Below are 15964 nucleotides of genomic sequence, written 5' to 3'. Positions count from 1 at the left end.
GAAGACCTAAGATGATCAACGTGTCCGACCAGCCTGCCCCACGGTCTCTCATCGTCACGCTCTACGGCGCGTACGGCCGTTTCGTGCCGGGCCCCGTGCCCGTCGCCGAACTGATCCGGCTGCTCGCCGCGGTCGGCGTGGACGCGCCCTCCGTACGCTCCTCGGTGTCCCGTCTCAAACGGCGCGGGCTGCTGCTGCCGGCCCGCACGGCCCAGGGCACCGCGGGATACGAACTCTCGGCGGAGGCACGCCAGTTGCTCGACGACGGCGACCGCCGCATCTACGCGGAGGTGCCGCCCGAGGACGAGGGCTGGGTCCTCGCCGTGTTCTCCGTACCGGAGTCGGAGCGGCAGAAACGGCACGTCCTGCGCTCCCGCCTGGCCGGCCTCGGCTTCGGCAGCGCGGCACCGGGCGTGTGGATCGCCCCGGCCCGGCTGTACGAGGAGACCCGGCACACCCTCGTACGACTACGACTGGACCCGTACGTCGATCTCTTCCGCGGCGAGCACCTGGGCTTCGCGCCCACCGTCCAAGCGGTCGCCCGCTGGTGGGACCTGGCCGCCATCGCCAAGGAGCACGACGCGTTCCTCGACCGCCACGCACGCGTGCTGCGGGACTGGCAAGGGCGCCCGGCCGCCGACACCCGGCCCGAGGAGGCCTACCGCGACTACCTCCTCGCCCTGGACTCCTGGCGCCACCTCCCCTACGTCGACCCCGGGCTGCCCGCCAGGCTGCTCCCCGAGGACTGGCCGGGGGCACGGTCGGCGGCGGTGTTCCGGGGACTGCACGAGCGACTCAGGGCCGCGGGGGCCGGTTTCGCGGGCGTATGACGGGCATGCGGACGGGCCCCTCCTCATCGGGCGCATGAGAGACGTCCCATGAGTCACTCAGCCAAACCTCAGGCTCCTTAACACCTCCTCTCAGACTTCTTACCTACCGTTCCACGCGTCGCACGACGGGTAGGAAAGAGGACTGTTGCGCATGACCACCACGCCAAGGACTCAGGGAGCCACGGTCTGGCTGACGGGGCTGCCGAGCGCGGGCAAGACGACGATCGCCCGCCACCTGGGGGATCGGCTGACGGCCGAGGGGCACCGCGTGGAGGTCCTGGACGGTGACGAGATACGCCGCTTCCTCTCCGCGGGACTCGGCTTCTCCAGAGAGGACCGCAACACCAACGTGCAGCGCATCGGCCTGGTCTCGGAGGTCCTGGCCCGCAACGGCGTGCTGTCCCTCGTCCCGGTCATCGCCCCGTACGCCGACAGCCGCGAGGCCGTGCGCAAGCGGCACCAGGCCAGCGCGACGCCGTACATCGAGGTGCATGTCGCCACTCCGATCGAGGTGTGCAGCGCGCGGGACGTGAAGGGCCTCTACGCCCGCCAGGCGGCGGGGCAGTTGACCGGCCTGACCGGTATCGACGACCCGTACGAGCCGCCCTTCGACCCGGACCTCGTGCTGCCGACGCAGGTGCAGACGCCCGAGGAGTCGGCGGACGCGGTGCACGCGCTGCTGGCGGAGCGGGGGTTGGTGTGAGCGCGGCGCCGCCCGCGACGGGCTTCAGCCTCTCCCATCTGGACGCGCTGGAGTCCGAGGCGGTGCACATCTTCCGCGAGGTGGCGGGCGAGTTCGAGCGACCGGTGATCCTCTTCTCCGGCGGCAAGGACTCCATCGTCATGCTGCACCTGGCGCTCAAGGCGTTCGCGCCGGCGCCGATTCCCTTCTCGCTGCTGCACGTCGACACGGGCCACAACTTCCCTGAGGTCCTGGAGTACCGGGACCGCACGGTGGAGCGGTACGGGCTGCGGCTCCATGTGGCGTCCGTGCAGGACTACATCGACCGGGGTGTGTTGCGCGAACGTCCGGACGGGACCCGTAATCCGCTCCAGACGCTGCCGTTGACGGAGAAGATCCAGGCCGAGAAGTTCGACGCCGTGTTCGGTGGTGGGCGTCGGGACGAGGAGAAGGCCCGGGCCAAGGAGCGGGTGTTCTCGCTGCGGGACGAGTTCTCGCAGTGGGACCCGCGCCGGCAGCGGCCCGAGCTGTGGAACCTGTACAACGGGCGTCACGCGCCCGGCGAACACGTCCGCGTGTTCCCGCTGTCCAACTGGACCGAGCTGGACGTCTGGCAGTACATCGCCCGTGAGCGGATCGAGCTGCCCGACATCTACTTCGCCCACTACCGCGAGGTGTTCGACCGGGGTGGCATGTGGCTGACCGCCGGCGCGTGGGGCGGGCCCAAGTCCGGCGAGAGCGTGGAGAAACGGCAGGTTCGCTACCGCACGGTCGGCGACATGTCCTGCACCGGCGCCGTCGACTCCGATGCCGACGGCATCGAGAAGGTGATCGCCGAGATCGCCGCCTCCCGGCTGACCGAGCGCGGCGCGACCCGGGCCGACGACAAGATGTCCGAGGCCGCGATGGAAGACCGCAAGCGCGAGGGGTATTTCTAGTCATGGCCGTGGACACGCTTCGGTTCGCCACCGCGGGTTCGGTCGACGACGGCAAGTCGACGCTCGTCGGACGGCTGCTGCACGACTCCAAGTCGATCCTCACCGACCAACTGGAGGACGTCGAGCGGGCTTCCCTGAGCCGAGGTCAGGAAGGCCCCGACCTCGCCCTGCTGACCGACGGTCTGCGCGCCGAGCGCGAGCAGGGCATCACCATCGACGTCGCCTACCGCTACTTCGCCACACCCAGGCGGCGGTTCATCCTCGCCGACACCCCCGGCCACGTGCAGTACACCCGCAACATGGTCACCGGCGCCTCCACCGCCGAGCTGGCCGTCGTCCTGATCGACGCGCGCAACGGCGTGGTGGAACAGACCCGTAGGCACGCGGCCGTGGCCGCCCTGCTGCGCGTCCCGCACGTGGTCCTGGCCGTCAACAAGATGGATCTGGTCGGGTACGAGGAGAAGGACTTCCGACGGATCGTCGAGGACTTCGCGGGCCACGCGGCCGAGTTGGGCCTGCCCGACTTCACGCCGATCCCGGTCTCGGCGCTGGTCGGCGACAACGTGGTGGAGCGTTCGGCGCACATGGACTGGTACCGGGGCCCGTCCCTGCTGGACTTCCTGGAGAGCGTCCCGGTCGGCACGGAGGCGGCCGACGCGCCCGCCCGTTTCCCGGTGCAGTACGTCATCCGGCACGGCGAACTCCGTTACTACGCGGGCCAGTTGGCGTCCGGCTCGCTGCGGGTCGGCGACCGGGTCACCGTGCACCCGTCCGGCGCGAACTCCGAGATCACCGGCATCGACGTGCTCGGCGCCGAGGCGGAGGTGGCGTACGCGCCGCAGTCGATCGCGGTGCGTCTCGCCGACCAGGTGGACATCTCGCGCGGCGACATGCTCACGACGGGCGTCGGCGTCCCCGCGCTCACGCAGGAGGTCCGGGCGGCCGTCTGCCATCTCGCCGATCGGCCGTTGCGGGTCGGCGACCGGGTGCTGGTCCGGCACACGACCAGGACCGTCAAGGCGATCGTCAAGGACCTGGGCGGGGTGAGCGAGCTGCGCGCGAACGATCTGGGGCGGATCGGTCTGCGGACGGCGGAGCCGCTGGCCCTCGACGACTACGCGGTCTCCCGGCGCACCGGGGCGTTCCTGGTGATCGACCCGGCGGACGGGGCGACGCTGACGGCGGGCATGGTGGAGCTGTAGCACCGGTCGTCTGCAGGACCGGTCGTCTGGAGGCCTCTGGGGCGGGGCCTGTTCCTGACTGTCGTCAGGATGACGATACAAACCTTCGCGATGCGCCAATGTCACCGCTCGTCAATAACGCGGTAACAACGGGCTCACTCATGCGAGGCGGGGCGTTGGACTGGGTAAGCCGCTCGGTACGGGGTCGAAGGTCCCGCACGGTGCCCGTCGGACGACTCTGCCGGGCGGCGCCGTACCATACATAAGGTTGAAAGCAGGACAGCCTGCTCATGAACGGAACCGCCTTGTACGATCGCCCCTCCTCCTCGGCCGCCTCCTGGCGCATCGCGCTGCCGCACTCCGCCGCGGCCGTGCCCGTCGCCCGTGCGCTGGTGCGCACGGCGCTGACCGAGCTGGAGTACGGGGCCGACAGTGACACCGCGGAGCTGCTCACGGCCGAGCTGGTCGCCAACGCCGTGGAGCACACCGCGGGCGACTCCCCGATAGAACTCGTGGTGGAGCTGATGCCCTCCGGGTGTCAGGTCGAGGTGCACGACCCGGACCCGGCGCCGCCCGGGGACCTGACCCGGCCCGACTGCGGGGAGCCCGACCCGTGGCAGGAACACGGGCGCGGACTGCTCCTGATCCGCGCTCTCAGCTCGTCCTGCGGACACCGTCCGACCGAGTCGGGCAAGGCGGTCTGGTTCAGGCTGCCGGTGGTGCCGCCGCAGCGGCGTTCCGCGTGACCTGAGGGAAACCCCAGGTCAGGCGAGGGTCGCCACCAGGACGGCCTTGATCGTGTGCAGACGGTTCTCCGCCTCGTCGAAAACGACCGAGTAGGCCGACTCGAACACCTCGTCGGTCACTTCGAGCGAGTCGAGGCCATGGGTCTCGTATATCTCCTGGCCCACCTTCGTACCGAGGTCGTGGAAGGCCGGGAGGCAGTGCAGGAACCGGACGTCCGGGTTCCCGGTGGCCCGCAGGACGTCCATCGTCACGGCGTACGGGGCGAGAGCCGTGATCCGCTCGTCCCAGACCTCCTTGGGCTCACCCATCGAGACCCAGACGTCGGTGGCGACGAAGTCGGCCCCCTGGACGCCCTCCGTCAAGGATTCGGTGAGAGTCACGCGGGCTCCGCTCGACTCGGCCAGTTCCCGGGCGCGGTCGACGATCTCCTGGGCCGGCCAGTAGGACTTCGGGGCGACGATCCGGACGTCCATGCCGAGCAGGGCGCCGGTGATCAGGTACGAGTTCCCCATGTTGAAGCGGGCGTCGCCGAGGTAGGCGTAGGCGATGTCGGTCAGCGGTTTGGCGGTGTGCTCGGTCATGGTGAGCACATCGGCGAGCATCTGGGTGGGGTGCCAGTCGTCGGTCAGCCCGTTGTAGACGGGCACGCCCGCGTACGCCCCCAGCTCCTCGACCTTGGCCTGGCTGTCCCCGCGGTACTCGATCCCGTCGTACATCCGCCCCAGCACCCGCGCGGTGTCCTTCACGGACTCCTTGTGCCCGATCTGCGAGCCCGACGGGTCGAGATACGTCGTCGAGGCGCCCTGGTCGGCGGCGGCGACCTCGAACGCGCAGCGGGTGCGCGTCGAGGTCTTCTCGAAGATCAGTGCGATGTTCTTGCCGCTCAAGTGCCGCGTCTCGGTCCCGGCCCGCTTGGCCGCCTTCAGCTCGGCCGCCAGCTCGATCAGGCCGACGAACTCCGCCGCAGTGAAGTCGAGCTCCTTGAGGAAGTGGCGGCCGGCGAGGGCGGTCGGGACTGTCGCCATGGGGGCGCTCCAGGAGTGCGAGGGAATGCGGAAACAGGAACCCTGGAAGTCTATACGACGATTCGCATTTATATACAGCAGGTAAGGGGCGTCACAGGGCCGCTATACGGCCTCACGTTCGACCGGACAGCTCATGCAGCGCGGTCCACCGCGGCCCCGGCCCAGTTCGCTGCCCGGGATCTCGATGACCTCGATGCCCTGCTTGCGCAGATGGGTGTTGGTGGTGGCGTTGCGCTCGTAGGCGACGACCACGCCCGGCTCGACGGCCAGGACGTTGCAGCCGTCGTCCCACTGCTCGCGCTCGGCCGCGTGCACGTCCTGGGTGGCGGTCAGCACACGGATCTCGTTCAGGCCGAGGGCGGCGGCGATCGCGCGGTGCATGTGCTCCGGCGGGTGGTCGGTGACCTTCAGCTCCTTGTCGCCGACGCCCGGTTCGATCGTGTACGAGCGGAGCATGCCGAGGCCCGCGTACTGGGTGAAGGTGTCGCCGTCGATCATCGTCATCACGGTGTCGAGGTGCATGAACGCGCGCGCCTTCGGCATGTCCAGGGCGACGATGGTCTGCGCGGAGCCGGCGGCGAACAGCTTGTGCGCGAGCATCTCGACGGCCTGGGGCGTGGTGCGCTCGCTCATGCCGATCAGGACGGCTCCGTTGCCGATGACGAGGACGTCCCCGCCCTCGATGGTGGAGGGGTAGTCGGCCTGCCCCTCGGACCAGACGCGGAACGTTTCGCCACGGAAGAGCGGGTGGTGCCGGTAGATCGCCTCGAAGTGGACCGTCTCGCGCTGCCGGGCCGGCCAGCGCATGGCGTTGATGGAGACGCCGTCGTAGATCCAGGCGGAGGTGTCCCGGGTGAAGAGGTGGTTGGGGAGCGGGCCGAGCAGGAAGTCGTCGAGGTCCATCACATGGAAGCGCACGGAGGTCGGCTCCGGGTGCGCGTCCAGGAACTCGCGCTTGGTCATCCCGCCGATCAGGACCTCGGCGAGATCCGGCGAGGGCAGGTTCTCGAAGGCGGCCCTGAGGTGGTCGGTGGCCAGGACCCCGTACTCCTTCTCGTCGAAGACCCGGTCCAGGACGAGCGTTCTGGCCGCCGGGATCGCCAGGGCCTCGGTGAGCAGGTCGCCGAAGAGATGGACGGTGACCCCTCGGTCGCGCAGGACGTCCGCGAAGCCGTCGTGCTCGGCGCGCGCCCGGCGCACCCAGAGCAGGTCGTCGAAGAGCAGGGCGTCCTTGTTGCTGGGGGTGAGCCTTTTGAGCTCCAGATCCGGCCGGTGCAGGATGACGCGGCGCAGCCGCCCGGCTTCGGAGTCGACGTGGTATGCCATGCCTCCATCCTGACCACCCATGACCGACTTCACCCCCTACTCGCCCGTTTCCGCGATTCCTTGTTCTCGTCCCCTTGACGATTAACGGCTTCGCGGATTATCGTCGCGATGACGAGAAACACGGAGGGGGTCGCACACACATGGCCGACATCACCCGGCGCCTGGGCTGGCGCCATCTGCGCGGAGCGCCGACGGCACACGTCCGCCACCACCGGGACGGAAAGCTGCTGCACGACGGGCCGGGGCTCAGCTTCTGGTACCGCGCGCTGACCGCGGCGCTCTCCGAGGTACCGGTCGACGACCGGGAGCTGGCGATGACCTTCCACGCCCGTACGTCCGACTTCCAGGACGTGGCGGTGCAGGCGACGGTCACCTACCGGGTCAGCGACCCGGCGCTCGCCGCGGCCCGCCTCGACTTCTCCATCGACCCGGACACCGGGGTGTGGCGGGGCGCTCCGCTGGAGCAGCTGGGCACGCTGATGACGGAGACGGCCCAGCAGCACGCGCTCGACGTGCTGGCTCGTACGACACTGTCGGCGGCGCTGGTCGACGGGGTGGCGTCGGTGCGCGAGCGCGTGGCCTCCGGACTGGCGGCGGAACCCCGCCTGCCCGCCACCGGTATCGAGGTGGTCGCGGTGCGCGTGGTGGCGCTGCGCCCCGAGCCCGAGGTGGAGCGGGCGCTGCGCACGCCGGCCCGGGAGCAGATCCAGCAGGAGGCCGACCGGGCCACCTACGAGCGGCGGGCGGTGGCCGTCGAGCGGGAGCGCACCATCGCCGAGAACGAACTGGCCAGCCAGATCGAACTCGCCCGCCGCGAGGAGCAGTTGGTCGACCAGCGCGGCACCAACGCCCGCCGCGAGGCGGAGGAGCACGCGGCGGCGGACGCGGTACGGGCGAGTGCGGAGGCGGCCCGGTCGGTGAAGCTCGCGGAGGCGGAGGCGGAGCGCTCGGTCAAGCTCGCCGAGGCGGAGGCGACGCGCACGGTGAAGCTGGCCGACGCCGAGGCGGCCCGGTCGGTGCGGCTGGCCCGCGCGGAGGCCGAGGGCGCCCGCGAGGTGGGCGAGGCACGGGCGCAGGCCCAGGCGGCGTGGCTGCGGGTGCACGGCGACGTGGACGTGGCGACCCTGAACGCGCTGACCGGGACGCGTCTTGCGGAGAACCTGCCGAACATCGACAGCGTCACGATCTCGCCGGACGTCCTGACCGGTCTGCTGGCGCGGCTCGGTGCCGGAGAGCGGGCGTGAGTCTCGCACCGCGGGTCGTCCTGGTCCATCGCACCACGGAGTACGAGGAGTTGGTGGCCCATCACGGCACGCACGGCCAGGCCGCCTTCTTCCTCGCCTCACGGGGACGGGACATCGAGGAGATCGCCGAACGCCACCGAGCGACCAGGCGGGCCCTGGCCGAGGTCTCCTCGGCGATCCCGCTGACCTGGCGTCAGGCCCGGGTGGAGCGGGTGGACTTGGACCGGTTCCTGTTCGCCCCCGAGGACGTCGTGGTCGTGGTCGGCCAGGACGGCCTGGTGGCGAATGTGGCCAAGTACCTCACCGGACAACCGGTGTTGGGCTTCGACACGGACCCCGGCCGCAACCCGGGCGTCCTGGTCCGCCACCGCCCGTCGGCGGCCGCCGCGCTCCTCCCGTCGGCCCACGCGGCCGGCACCGCCGTGGACGAACTCACCATGGTCGAGGCCGTCGCCGACGACACCCAGCGGCTGGTCGCGCTCAACGAGATCTACGTCGGAGCCGTCGGACATCAGACGGCCAGATACCGCCTGGGCCTGGAGGGCGACGGGGGTGTCGTCGAGGCCCAGGCTTCTTCCGGGGTGCTGGTGGGCACGGGCACGGGGTCGACGGGCTGGCTCCGGTCGGTGTGGCAGGAGCGGGGCAGCGACCTGCCCCTCCCCCGCCCCACCGACCCCCACCTGGTGTGGTTCGTCCGCGAGGCCTGGCCCTCCCCGGCCACCGGCACCTCCCAGGTCGCCGGCCACCTCTCGGCCACGTCCCACCTCACCCTCACCGTCGAGTCGGAGCGGCTGATCGCGTTCGGGGACGGGATGGAGGGGGATGCGGTGGAGTTGACCTGGGGGCAGACGGTGCGGGTGGGGGTTTGTGGGGAGCGGTTGCGGTTGGTGGGGTGAGCGGACGGGTCACCGGCGGCCGCGCGGGCGTCGCGCCGCCGCCTCGAACTCGCGCAGAGCCTGAGAGAGTTCGCGGCTGCGGCCCGGGTGGTCGTCGATAGACACCACGGCGTCGAAGAGCTCCCACAACGCCTCCGGGTGGTGCCGGGTGAGTCCGGTGAGGATCGCCGCGACGTCGATACGGGCCTTGGCGTGACGCGGCAGCGTGCCGGTGACGGCTGGATCCATCGCACCGATCACCGTCTGCCGCTCGGTGGGATCGTTCACCAACGGATAGGCGAGCAGGGCGTCCACGGCCCGCTGCAGCGGCGACGCCGACCGCTCCCCCACGTCATCGCCTGCCGGCGGCAGGATCTCGGTGCGTCCGAGGCTCTGCAGCCTGATCTCGGGATGCTGCAGGGTTCGGCCCGATTCTCTGAGGGCCGCAAGGCGCGTCTGCACCGCGGGAAACAGTTCCTCCGGATCGGGCAGCGCGGGCAGGACGGCGGCGCGCTCGACGAGCAGATCCAGGAGGACGTCGGAGAAGAGTCCGGTGCCCCGCACCGGGTCGTTGCCGGCGACCCGTCCACGGCCCGCGGCACGCAACACGGTCTGCCGATGCACGAGCGTGCGCCGCCCCATCGGCAGGGCGTCGGGCGGCAGTTGCTCCCGGAAGTCGAGTTCCTCCTCGAACGTCTCGCAGGCGTCCACGACCCACAACTGCTCGGCAAGAGCGGGCACCGCGTCGCCGGCGTACCGGGCGAGAGCGGAGTCCAGATCGATGGCCAGTTTGTCGGCGGTGGTGGCATCCGCGCAGAACAGCCTCAGCCGTTCGGACCGGTCGAGGACACCGTGCCCGCCCCACCACACCCACAGCACGTCGCCAGGCGCCGACGACAGCTCGCGCACGAGAACCCGGCGCAGGGTGGCCTGGTCGGCGGGCGCGAACGGCACGTCAGGGACGTACGCCGACAACGGGGCCAGGTGCAGCCGGAGTTGGGCCTCCGGTACGCCCGCCGCGCGTAGCAGGCGGTACAGGGCGACGGCATCCCGGGCGGGCCCCGGCAGACTCCAGCCGTCGCCGGCGTCGTACGCCTCGATGCCGACGATCAGGGCATGTACCCGGGCCGGATCGACGGGCGGGACGACCGCGGATCCGTGGGTCGTGACGACCGAGCCGGTCACGGCAGGTGCTCCACGATGTGCCGGTAGACGGCCGGATTGGTCCAGTACGCGCTGTGGGCCGCCGGGAACGGCTGCTTGCTGTCGACGGCGACATCCGTGACACGCCCCCTGAACAGCTCTCCGCCCAGATAGCCGAGCAGGTCACGGGGGTCGTACAGGTTCAGCCAGGCGGGGACGTGCGGCGGGAGCGGGGCGGGATGCTCGAGGGAGGGCAGCGAGCCCGATTCGTACAGGAAGGGGGCCTGGGAACCGGCCGTCACGAGGAGTCGGACCTGGGGGATCCGGGTGACGATCAGAGTGTCCAGGGCGATGATGCCCCCGAGGCTGTGGCCGATCAGGACGACGGGCGGTTCCAGGCCCGCGACGAGCGTGCGCAGGTCGGCGCGGACGGCGTCACCGCGGCTGAGGTAGCGCAGGATGTCGCCGGCGGCGGGGTGCGCGGCCTCGGTGAGGGCACGCCGGCGCCGCTCGACGGCACGGGCAGCGGCAGAGCCTGCCGCCCGCAACACCAGAGAGCGCACTCCCCGTTCGGTCCCTCGGGGCGGCACGCCGAGGGCTTCGGCGAGCCGGTTGGCGACGGCGTCCCGTGTCTCGCCGGTCGGCACGAGCGGCGCGTCCGCGTCGAGCGCGTCGGCGATGACGCGGGCGACCAGGCTGCGTGCGGCAAGGACCGCCAGGTCGGCCGGGTCGAGGGCGTCGGCGGCGCGGCCGAGCAGCGGATGGGCGGCCAGGTCAGTGGCGGCACGGGTCAGGCCCGGGCCCAACTCCGCGGCGGTCGCGTCCCCTTGGGCGGCGAGCGCGGCCAACTGCGACTGGAGCTTCTGCTGCGGTGGTACGAAGCCGGGCGGGCGCTCGCCGGACGACTTCGCGCCCGCGGCCGCGAGGGCGAGTTCTGCGTACGGATCGGCATAGAGCATGGCCCAGGTGGCGGCCGTGTCCTCGGCGGCGGCCGGCCCACCAGGAGCGTCGGCCAGACCACGGGCCGTACTACCCGGCTCCGGCGGCAGACTCGCGCCACCCGCGACGAGCTTGGCGCCGTGCCCGCCTCCCCAGTAGTACGGCACGAAGCGCAGCCCGTCCCGCAACTCGGTCAGCCCTGCCGCGACGCGTCCCGCGAGCGTCGAGAAGCCCGGCTCGCGCACCCCGGTCCCATGGATGAAGACAACCGCCGTCACGACTCCAAGTAATGCATATTCCGCGGCGGTTGGTGAGTGGCTTACAGCGGCATGGGCGCCATGTCGCACTCGATGCGTCGACGGCGACGGGCCGCGAGGAGCCAGGGGTGGTCGACACGGACCACTCGCCTGAAGCCCTCCACCGCTCGCCGCTCCAGCTCGTCCGCCTCTCCTCCGCGGCCCAACCCCCTCAGATCGAGCGCCAGGTTCGAGGTACAGGACAGAGTCAGGGGGTGCTCTGCTCCCGCCACCTCGGTCAGCAACAGGAGGTTGGCCTCCTCGATCTCGCGGGCCCGGTCGAAGTCCAGCAGTTGATGAGCTGTGTTCGCCTGGCCGCTAGAGACCGTCAGTGTCGTCAGGTGGTGGGGGCCGACCGCCTGCGCGAGCCTGGTGGCGGCGTCGTCCTCGAGTTCCTGCGCGGTGGCGAGTTCTCCGAGGGCTCGCAGGGTGGCGGCCAGATTCGCCTCCATGAGGAGGGTGTAGGCGTGGTCGGGGCCAAAGCGTTCGGTGCAGCTCTCCAAGGTCTGCTCGCCCAGTCGGCGCGCGCCATAGAGGTCGCCGGTAAGACGCCGGTCGACACTGACGTTGATCGCCGTCGAAAGGAAGGCCGGGTGGTTGCGGCCGAGGCCTGCCACGAAGCTGCTCAGCGTCTCCTCTGAGAGCGCTGCGGCATCGCTGATCGCGCCGTCACGGCGTCGGCACACCGCCAGGTCGCCGGCGATGCACCGGGTGAGGGGATTGTCGTCGCCGAGTGCCGCACGTGCCCGTCGATGTACGTCTTCCTGAAAGGAGCGAGCACCTGGATAGTCCCCACACTCTCGCATGTCGATCGCCACGACGTTCAGAGAGTTGAGGGTGAGAGAACTGGCAGGCCCAAATACCTCCTCACGCAACCGCGCTGTTTCCTGGTCCATGGGCAACGCCTCGGCGAACTGGCCGCACAGTCGCAGGTCGACGCCCCAGCTGTGGGCGGCCCGCAGGGTGATCGCGTCGTCCGGTCCCAGCTGGGAGCGGGCCCGTTCGGTGGCCTCCCGTCCCAGGTCCCGGGCCTCGGCGAACCTGCCCTGGAAGCGTCGCGCGTCAGCCAGCTCGATCATGGAGTCGATGAGGTCCTCCTGGTCGACCTCCACTCGGCGTGAGAGCTCCAGCGCCCGCTCGTTGAGCGCGATGGACTCGCCGGCCTCACCGACGACGCGCAGCAGGAACGCCAGGATCTTCGAGATACGGATGACGTGGATGTTCTCCTCGCCGGACGCGGCGAGCCAGGAGGTGTAGGCCTGCCGCGCGAGATCGGCGGCGCCTACGTGGTCACCCCAGTAGTAGAGGAAGAGCACGGTGTCGTAGACCAGTTCACGGACGAACGTGTCCGTGCTCGTCACCGCCTGGGAGCTCAGCACATGGGGCAGGAGTGCCTGGTAGTCGGGCCACTCCTGGGAGGAGGCGTAGTGGCCGGGTTTGGCCGCTGACAGGAGCTGGTGGGCCGCGTTTCGCATCCGCTCACGTTCCTCGGATCCCTGCTTGGCAAGCAGCACGTTCTGCAGCAGACGGTGCATCTGCACGGTGTCGGTTCGAAGGTCCAGTTTCACCAAGGAGAACCGGGTCAGGTCGCCGATGGCCCGGGCGAGTTTGATGGCCTCGCCCAGAATGGGATCGACGTGGGGCGTGATGTCGATCCCGCGGCTCTTGCGCAGAATCGCGAGCGGGACCGGTTCGGGAGCCATCCAGGCACAGATGTCCAGGAGTTCACGCGCTCCCGGGTTGTTCAGCTTGATCCGCTCCAGCGAGATGTCCCAGGCCGCCGCGACCGAGAGCGGATAGTCGGGAGCCGGGCCGAGATGAAGGATTTCGGGACTGCGCCTATTCAGCAGTTCGAGGTAGTCGTCGACCAGCATCCCCGTGACCGCATGCCACGCCCCCGCCTGCTCCACGGCCAACGGCAGGTCACCCAAGGCCGAGGCAAGCCGGTCGGCATCCGCCACGGACAGATCCGGGGAACGCTTCTGCAGCAGTTCCACCGACTCCTCGCGCTCGAAAACGTCCACCGGCAACGGCGTTGCCACACGCTTCCAGTCCCAGTTGTAGGACGTGACAATGACCTTCCCCGGACCGTTGGTCGGGAAGAAGGAGCGGACTGTCTCAATGTTCTCGGCGTTGTCGAAGACCAACAGCCAGTTGCCGTACGGCACTCCCGTGCGCAACGCCTCCAGAACCGCCGGCACAGCCGTGTTGGCAGCGGGAGCGTCACCGCCGGACTGCGCAGCGGGGACGAGTCGAAGACGCACGGCCAGATTGGCCAGCGCTGCAAGGATCATGCTCTCCCGCGCGGCCGGAATCCAGCAGATCAACTCGTAGTCCAACTGATGGCGGTACACATACTCCAGCGCGAGCTGAGACTTCCCCACACCGCCCAGCCCGTGCAACGCGTGCGGCAGCACGGTCGCGGTGTCCTGGGCTCCCACCTGATCCGCCAAGAGTCTCAGCTGCGCCTGCCGACCGACGAACGACGTGTTCCGCAGCGGAACATTCACCATGAGAGCGGGCCTGTTCGGCGTCGCTGGCGTGATGCTCTGCATGACTCAGCCTCCGGGACTCTTGCTGAACGGTCACGGTTACCAGAGGGCCGAGTTGAGCCGAACTCAACTCGGCAGAAGACAAGTTGGGCGGCAGGAGCCGTCAGGCTCTGTGCTGGGGCCGGAACAGTTCGGGACGGGCCAGCATGTGCCGGGACGTCCGGCCCGGGGCGAGGGCCGCGCGGGCGACGATCCAGCCCGCGAGAGCGTGCGGTTCGGCCGGATCGGCGTCCAGCGCGTCGGCGTATCGGGCGAGTGCGGTGGCCGGGTTGCCTGCGGCGAGGTGCTCGTCGGCGGTGAAGGGTGTGCTCGGGCGGTCGGCGAACGCATAGGTGCGTACGTCGGGCCAGGACCCTCGGTCGGCACGGAAGCGAAGTCCGGCCGGATCGTTCGCCGCGACGGAGTGCGGTGCGACGTTCCGCAGGCGCCATTCGGTGCGGTGCAGCACGGCCGCGGTACGGGCCCGGTGGAGGGCGGACCGGTCCACGGGTTCACGCAGCCAACCGTCGAGCGTCCGGGCCAGCCCGGCGACGAGCGCCCGTCCCTGGGCCGTGAGCCTGCCGCTCGCCAGCAGGGTGCGTACGACCAGTCGGCCCTGCAGCCGACGCAGCGCGAAGTGGTACGCGGCCGTCTCGGCATGCTCCGCGTCGGCCAGACGTTCCCGCCAGAAGCCCGCGACGCCGATGAACGCGTAGGCGCCGTGCAGGAGTCCCGTGAGGTGGCGTGGGTCGGCGCGCCAGGGAGCGTAGTAGCGCTCCTCGCGGTCGTCGTCGAGGAGCGGGAACAGGTGGAGCAGCGCGGCCAGTTTGCTGTGCTGGAACTCGTGGACGAAGGCCTCGGCGAGAGCGAGTGAGGAGGAGGGGCGGGCGATCACCATGGCGGCGTAGGAGTCACCGCTGGTGGCGGAGACCCGCACGTCGGCGGGTGGCGGCGGAGTGGTGCTCGTTCGCCCCCACGGGACGACGGCCCGGATCGCCGCAGGGTCGAGCCGGCCCAGTCCTGATTCCTCGTCCGCTCCGGTGAGAAGTCCCGCGGCCTCTTCGAACAACGTCTGCCAGACGGCGGCCTCGTCGGCGTCCAGCCGGGCCGGCGCGATGGGCTCGTCGAGATCGCGGTACGGGTCCAGGTCGTCGAGCGGGATGTCGACGGCGCCCGATGGTCCGCGGTGGACGAGCGTGCGCAGCGGGACCCAGCGTGTGCCGGTGCCGGCCACGTCGGTCTGCCCGCGAGCCGGAGCCGTCGAGGGGCGGCAGGTGAGTACGGCGTCCGGTCGGGAGGGTGCCGAGTCCGCGGTTTCGGAGAGCGTCAAGGTCAGTTCGCCGTCGCGTGTCCGCGCCCTGCCGACCGTCACCCCAGGTTCCACGGTGGCGAGTTGAGCCATTCCCAGGCCGGGAAGGTGCAGGGCACCGTCGGTGAGCGGGACCAGGAGGTCCGCCTCGATGCGGGCGTGGAGAGCCGCCGTGATGGCCAGCGCCGCCAGTCGACCGGCCTCCGCCCACAGGGGTGGGCCTTCCGAGGTGCCGTGCACGCGCCGCAGTACGTGGGTCAGCCAACTGCCCACCTGGGGAGCCAGGATGAGCCGCTCGACCGCTTCGGGAGCCTTGCCGGCCGCGGCCTGCAGGACGCGCCAGGCCTCGGAGTGCGGGGACAGCGGCGTCTGCAGGGAATCGACGTGCTCCTGCAGCGTGCGCAGCAGAACGAGTCGCCTTACCCGTTCGCCACGTTCGAGGAAGGCGAGCGCCTTGGACGAGCCGCCACCGGTGGCGAGTTCGGCGAAGAGGTGGTCGGGCATGCGCAACGGAGGTTGGAGCTGCTCGGTCGTCATTGCCGGAGAACCTCCGTCGTGCGGGCGATCAGGCGGGAGGAACTGTCCGCTCCTCGCGTGGGGGGCGGGGTGGTCGCACCCCGCTACTCCGCTCTCCCCGGCTCGCCGCCGCCTCGCATACTGCTGCGCGGACGCAGGACTTCCGCCAGGATGCGGTCGCTGCGACCGAGCGGCGTCAGGGTGTCGAAGGCGGAGAGAGGCACGTGGGCGAGGTCGGCGAGATCCGACTCCCAGACCGGGGCGCCGACACCGGAATCCCCTTCACCGGCGGTGACTCGGACGTCGGGCACATGGGTCAGCGGCCGGTGCAACGTGCCTCCCCCTTCGTTCTCATGGCGGTCTACTGTGTCGGTGCATCACG

14 protein-coding genes are annotated in these 15964 nt (G+C 70.4%); 7 read left to right on the top strand and 7 right to left on the bottom strand.

The features are described from left to right. Positions 1-11: 11 nt before the first annotated feature. The 5 genes from ACWD5F_RS09165 to ACWD5F_RS09145 all read left to right on the top strand — a co-directional run bounded on the left by ACWD5F_RS09165 (position 12) and on the right by ACWD5F_RS09145 (position 4377). Positions 12-830 (top strand): PaaX family transcriptional regulator, encoded by an 819-nt coding sequence (locus ACWD5F_RS09165; RefSeq protein WP_451252590.1) that lies wholly within the window; start codon positions 12-14, stop codon positions 828-830. A 151-nt stretch (positions 831-981) separates the two neighbouring features. Then, the gene (gene cysC / locus ACWD5F_RS09160) at positions 982-1533 is read left to right on the top strand and encodes an adenylyl-sulfate kinase (RefSeq protein WP_451252589.1); all 552 of its coding nucleotides are present in this window, start codon (positions 982-984) and stop codon (positions 1531-1533) included. Further along, on the top strand, positions 1530-2450 hold the full coding sequence (cysD, locus tag ACWD5F_RS09155) for a sulfate adenylyltransferase subunit CysD (RefSeq protein WP_451252587.1): 921 nt from the start codon (positions 1530-1532) through the stop codon (positions 2448-2450). The genes cysC and cysD overlap by 4 nt, the downstream gene beginning before the upstream one ends. Positions 2451-2452: 2 nt before the next feature. Further along, entirely contained in the window at positions 2453-3652 is a 1200-nt protein-coding gene (locus tag ACWD5F_RS09150; protein WP_451252585.1) for a sulfate adenylyltransferase subunit 1, read from the top strand. A 269-nt stretch (positions 3653-3921) separates the two neighbouring features. After that, positions 3922-4377 carry an ATP-binding protein gene (locus ACWD5F_RS09145; RefSeq protein WP_401721837.1) on the top strand — a complete coding sequence of 152 codons (456 nt, stop codon included), beginning with the start codon at positions 3922-3924 and terminating at the stop codon, positions 4375-4377. Between the two features lie 18 nt (positions 4378-4395). On the opposite strand, the gene argF is transcribed toward ACWD5F_RS09145, so the two are convergent. Both argF and ACWD5F_RS09135 read right to left on the bottom strand, forming a co-directional pair. Then, positions 4396-5403: an ornithine carbamoyltransferase gene (gene argF, locus ACWD5F_RS09140; protein ID WP_451252583.1), complete on the bottom strand. Its 1008-nt coding sequence runs from the start codon at positions 5401-5403 to the stop codon at positions 4396-4398. A gap of 102 nt (positions 5404-5505) precedes the next feature. After that, positions 5506-6729: an arginine deiminase gene (locus ACWD5F_RS09135; RefSeq protein WP_401721841.1), complete on the bottom strand. Its 1224-nt coding sequence runs from the start codon at positions 6727-6729 to the stop codon at positions 5506-5508. Between the two features lie 140 nt (positions 6730-6869). On the opposite strand from ACWD5F_RS09135, the gene ACWD5F_RS09130 reads away from it, so the two are divergent. After that, positions 6870-7973 carry an SPFH domain-containing protein gene (locus ACWD5F_RS09130; RefSeq protein WP_451252580.1) on the top strand — a complete coding sequence of 368 codons (1104 nt, stop codon included), beginning with the start codon at positions 6870-6872 and terminating at the stop codon, positions 7971-7973. Beyond that, a complete protein-coding gene (locus ACWD5F_RS09125) occupies positions 7970-8869 on the top strand; it encodes a hypothetical protein (protein ID WP_451252579.1) in 900 nt (299 codons plus the stop codon). The genes ACWD5F_RS09130 and ACWD5F_RS09125 overlap by 4 nt, the downstream gene beginning before the upstream one ends. Positions 8870-8878: 9 nt before the next feature. Here ACWD5F_RS09125 and ACWD5F_RS09120 read toward each other — a convergent pair whose 3' ends face one another. The 5 genes from ACWD5F_RS09120 to ACWD5F_RS09100 all read right to left on the bottom strand — a co-directional run bounded on the left by ACWD5F_RS09120 (position 8879) and on the right by ACWD5F_RS09100 (position 15914). Further along, positions 8879-10033, bottom strand: a complete 1155-nt coding sequence (locus ACWD5F_RS09120) for an effector-associated domain 2-containing protein (RefSeq protein ID WP_451252577.1) — start codon at positions 10031-10033, stop codon at positions 8879-8881. Beyond that, positions 10030-11208, bottom strand: a complete 1179-nt coding sequence (locus ACWD5F_RS09115; protein ID WP_451252575.1) for an alpha/beta fold hydrolase — start codon at positions 11206-11208, stop codon at positions 10030-10032. Before ACWD5F_RS09115 ends, ACWD5F_RS09120 begins: the two co-directional genes overlap by 4 nt. Positions 11209-11249: 41 nt before the next feature. Continuing rightward, complete coding sequence (gene fxsT, locus ACWD5F_RS09110; protein ID WP_451252573.1) at positions 11250-13781, bottom strand: FxSxx-COOH system tetratricopeptide repeat protein; 2532 nt, start codon at positions 13779-13781, stop codon at positions 11250-11252. Positions 13782-13881: 100 nt separating this feature from the next. Further along, on the bottom strand, positions 13882-15603 hold the full coding sequence (locus tag ACWD5F_RS09105; protein ID WP_451252571.1) for an HEXXH motif domain-containing protein: 1722 nt from the start codon (positions 15601-15603) through the stop codon (positions 13882-13884). Positions 15604-15686: 83 nt separating this feature from the next. Continuing rightward, complete coding sequence (locus ACWD5F_RS09100; RefSeq protein ID WP_451252569.1) at positions 15687-15914, bottom strand: hypothetical protein; 228 nt, start codon at positions 15912-15914, stop codon at positions 15687-15689. Between the last annotated feature and the right edge of the window lie 50 nt (positions 15915-15964).

The organism is Streptomyces sp. NPDC002499 (assembly GCF_053595415.1).
Note: the sequence above shows the minus strand (reverse complement) of the source record. Positions and strands in the feature narration are given on the sequence as shown.

Bases quoted from the DNA above. Each gene is read 5' to 3' on its own strand.
- ACWD5F_RS09165 (WP_451252590.1), top strand. From the start codon at position 12: ATGATCAACGTGTCCGACCAGCCTGCCCCACGGTCTCTCATCGTCACG.
- cysC (WP_451252589.1), top strand. From the start codon at position 982: ATGACCACCACGCCAAGGACTCAGGGAGCCACGGTCTGGCTGACGGGG.
- ACWD5F_RS09150 (WP_451252585.1), top strand. From the start codon at position 2,453: ATGGCCGTGGACACGCTTCGGTTCGCCACCGCGGGTTCGGTCGACGAC.
- ACWD5F_RS09145 (WP_401721837.1), top strand. From the start codon at position 3,922: ATGAACGGAACCGCCTTGTACGATCGCCCCTCCTCCTCGGCCGCCTCC.
- argF (WP_451252583.1), bottom strand. From the start codon at position 5,403: ATGGCGACAGTCCCGACCGCCCTCGCCGGCCGCCACTTCCTCAAGGAG.
- ACWD5F_RS09135 (WP_401721841.1), bottom strand. From the start codon at position 6,729: ATGGCATACCACGTCGACTCCGAAGCCGGGCGGCTGCGCCGCGTCATC.
- ACWD5F_RS09130 (WP_451252580.1), top strand. From the start codon at position 6,870: ATGGCCGACATCACCCGGCGCCTGGGCTGGCGCCATCTGCGCGGAGCG.
- fxsT (WP_451252573.1), bottom strand. From the start codon at position 13,781: ATGCAGAGCATCACGCCAGCGACGCCGAACAGGCCCGCTCTCATGGTG.
- ACWD5F_RS09105 (WP_451252571.1), bottom strand. From the start codon at position 15,603: ATGACGACCGAGCAGCTCCAACCTCCGTTGCGCATGCCCGACCACCTC.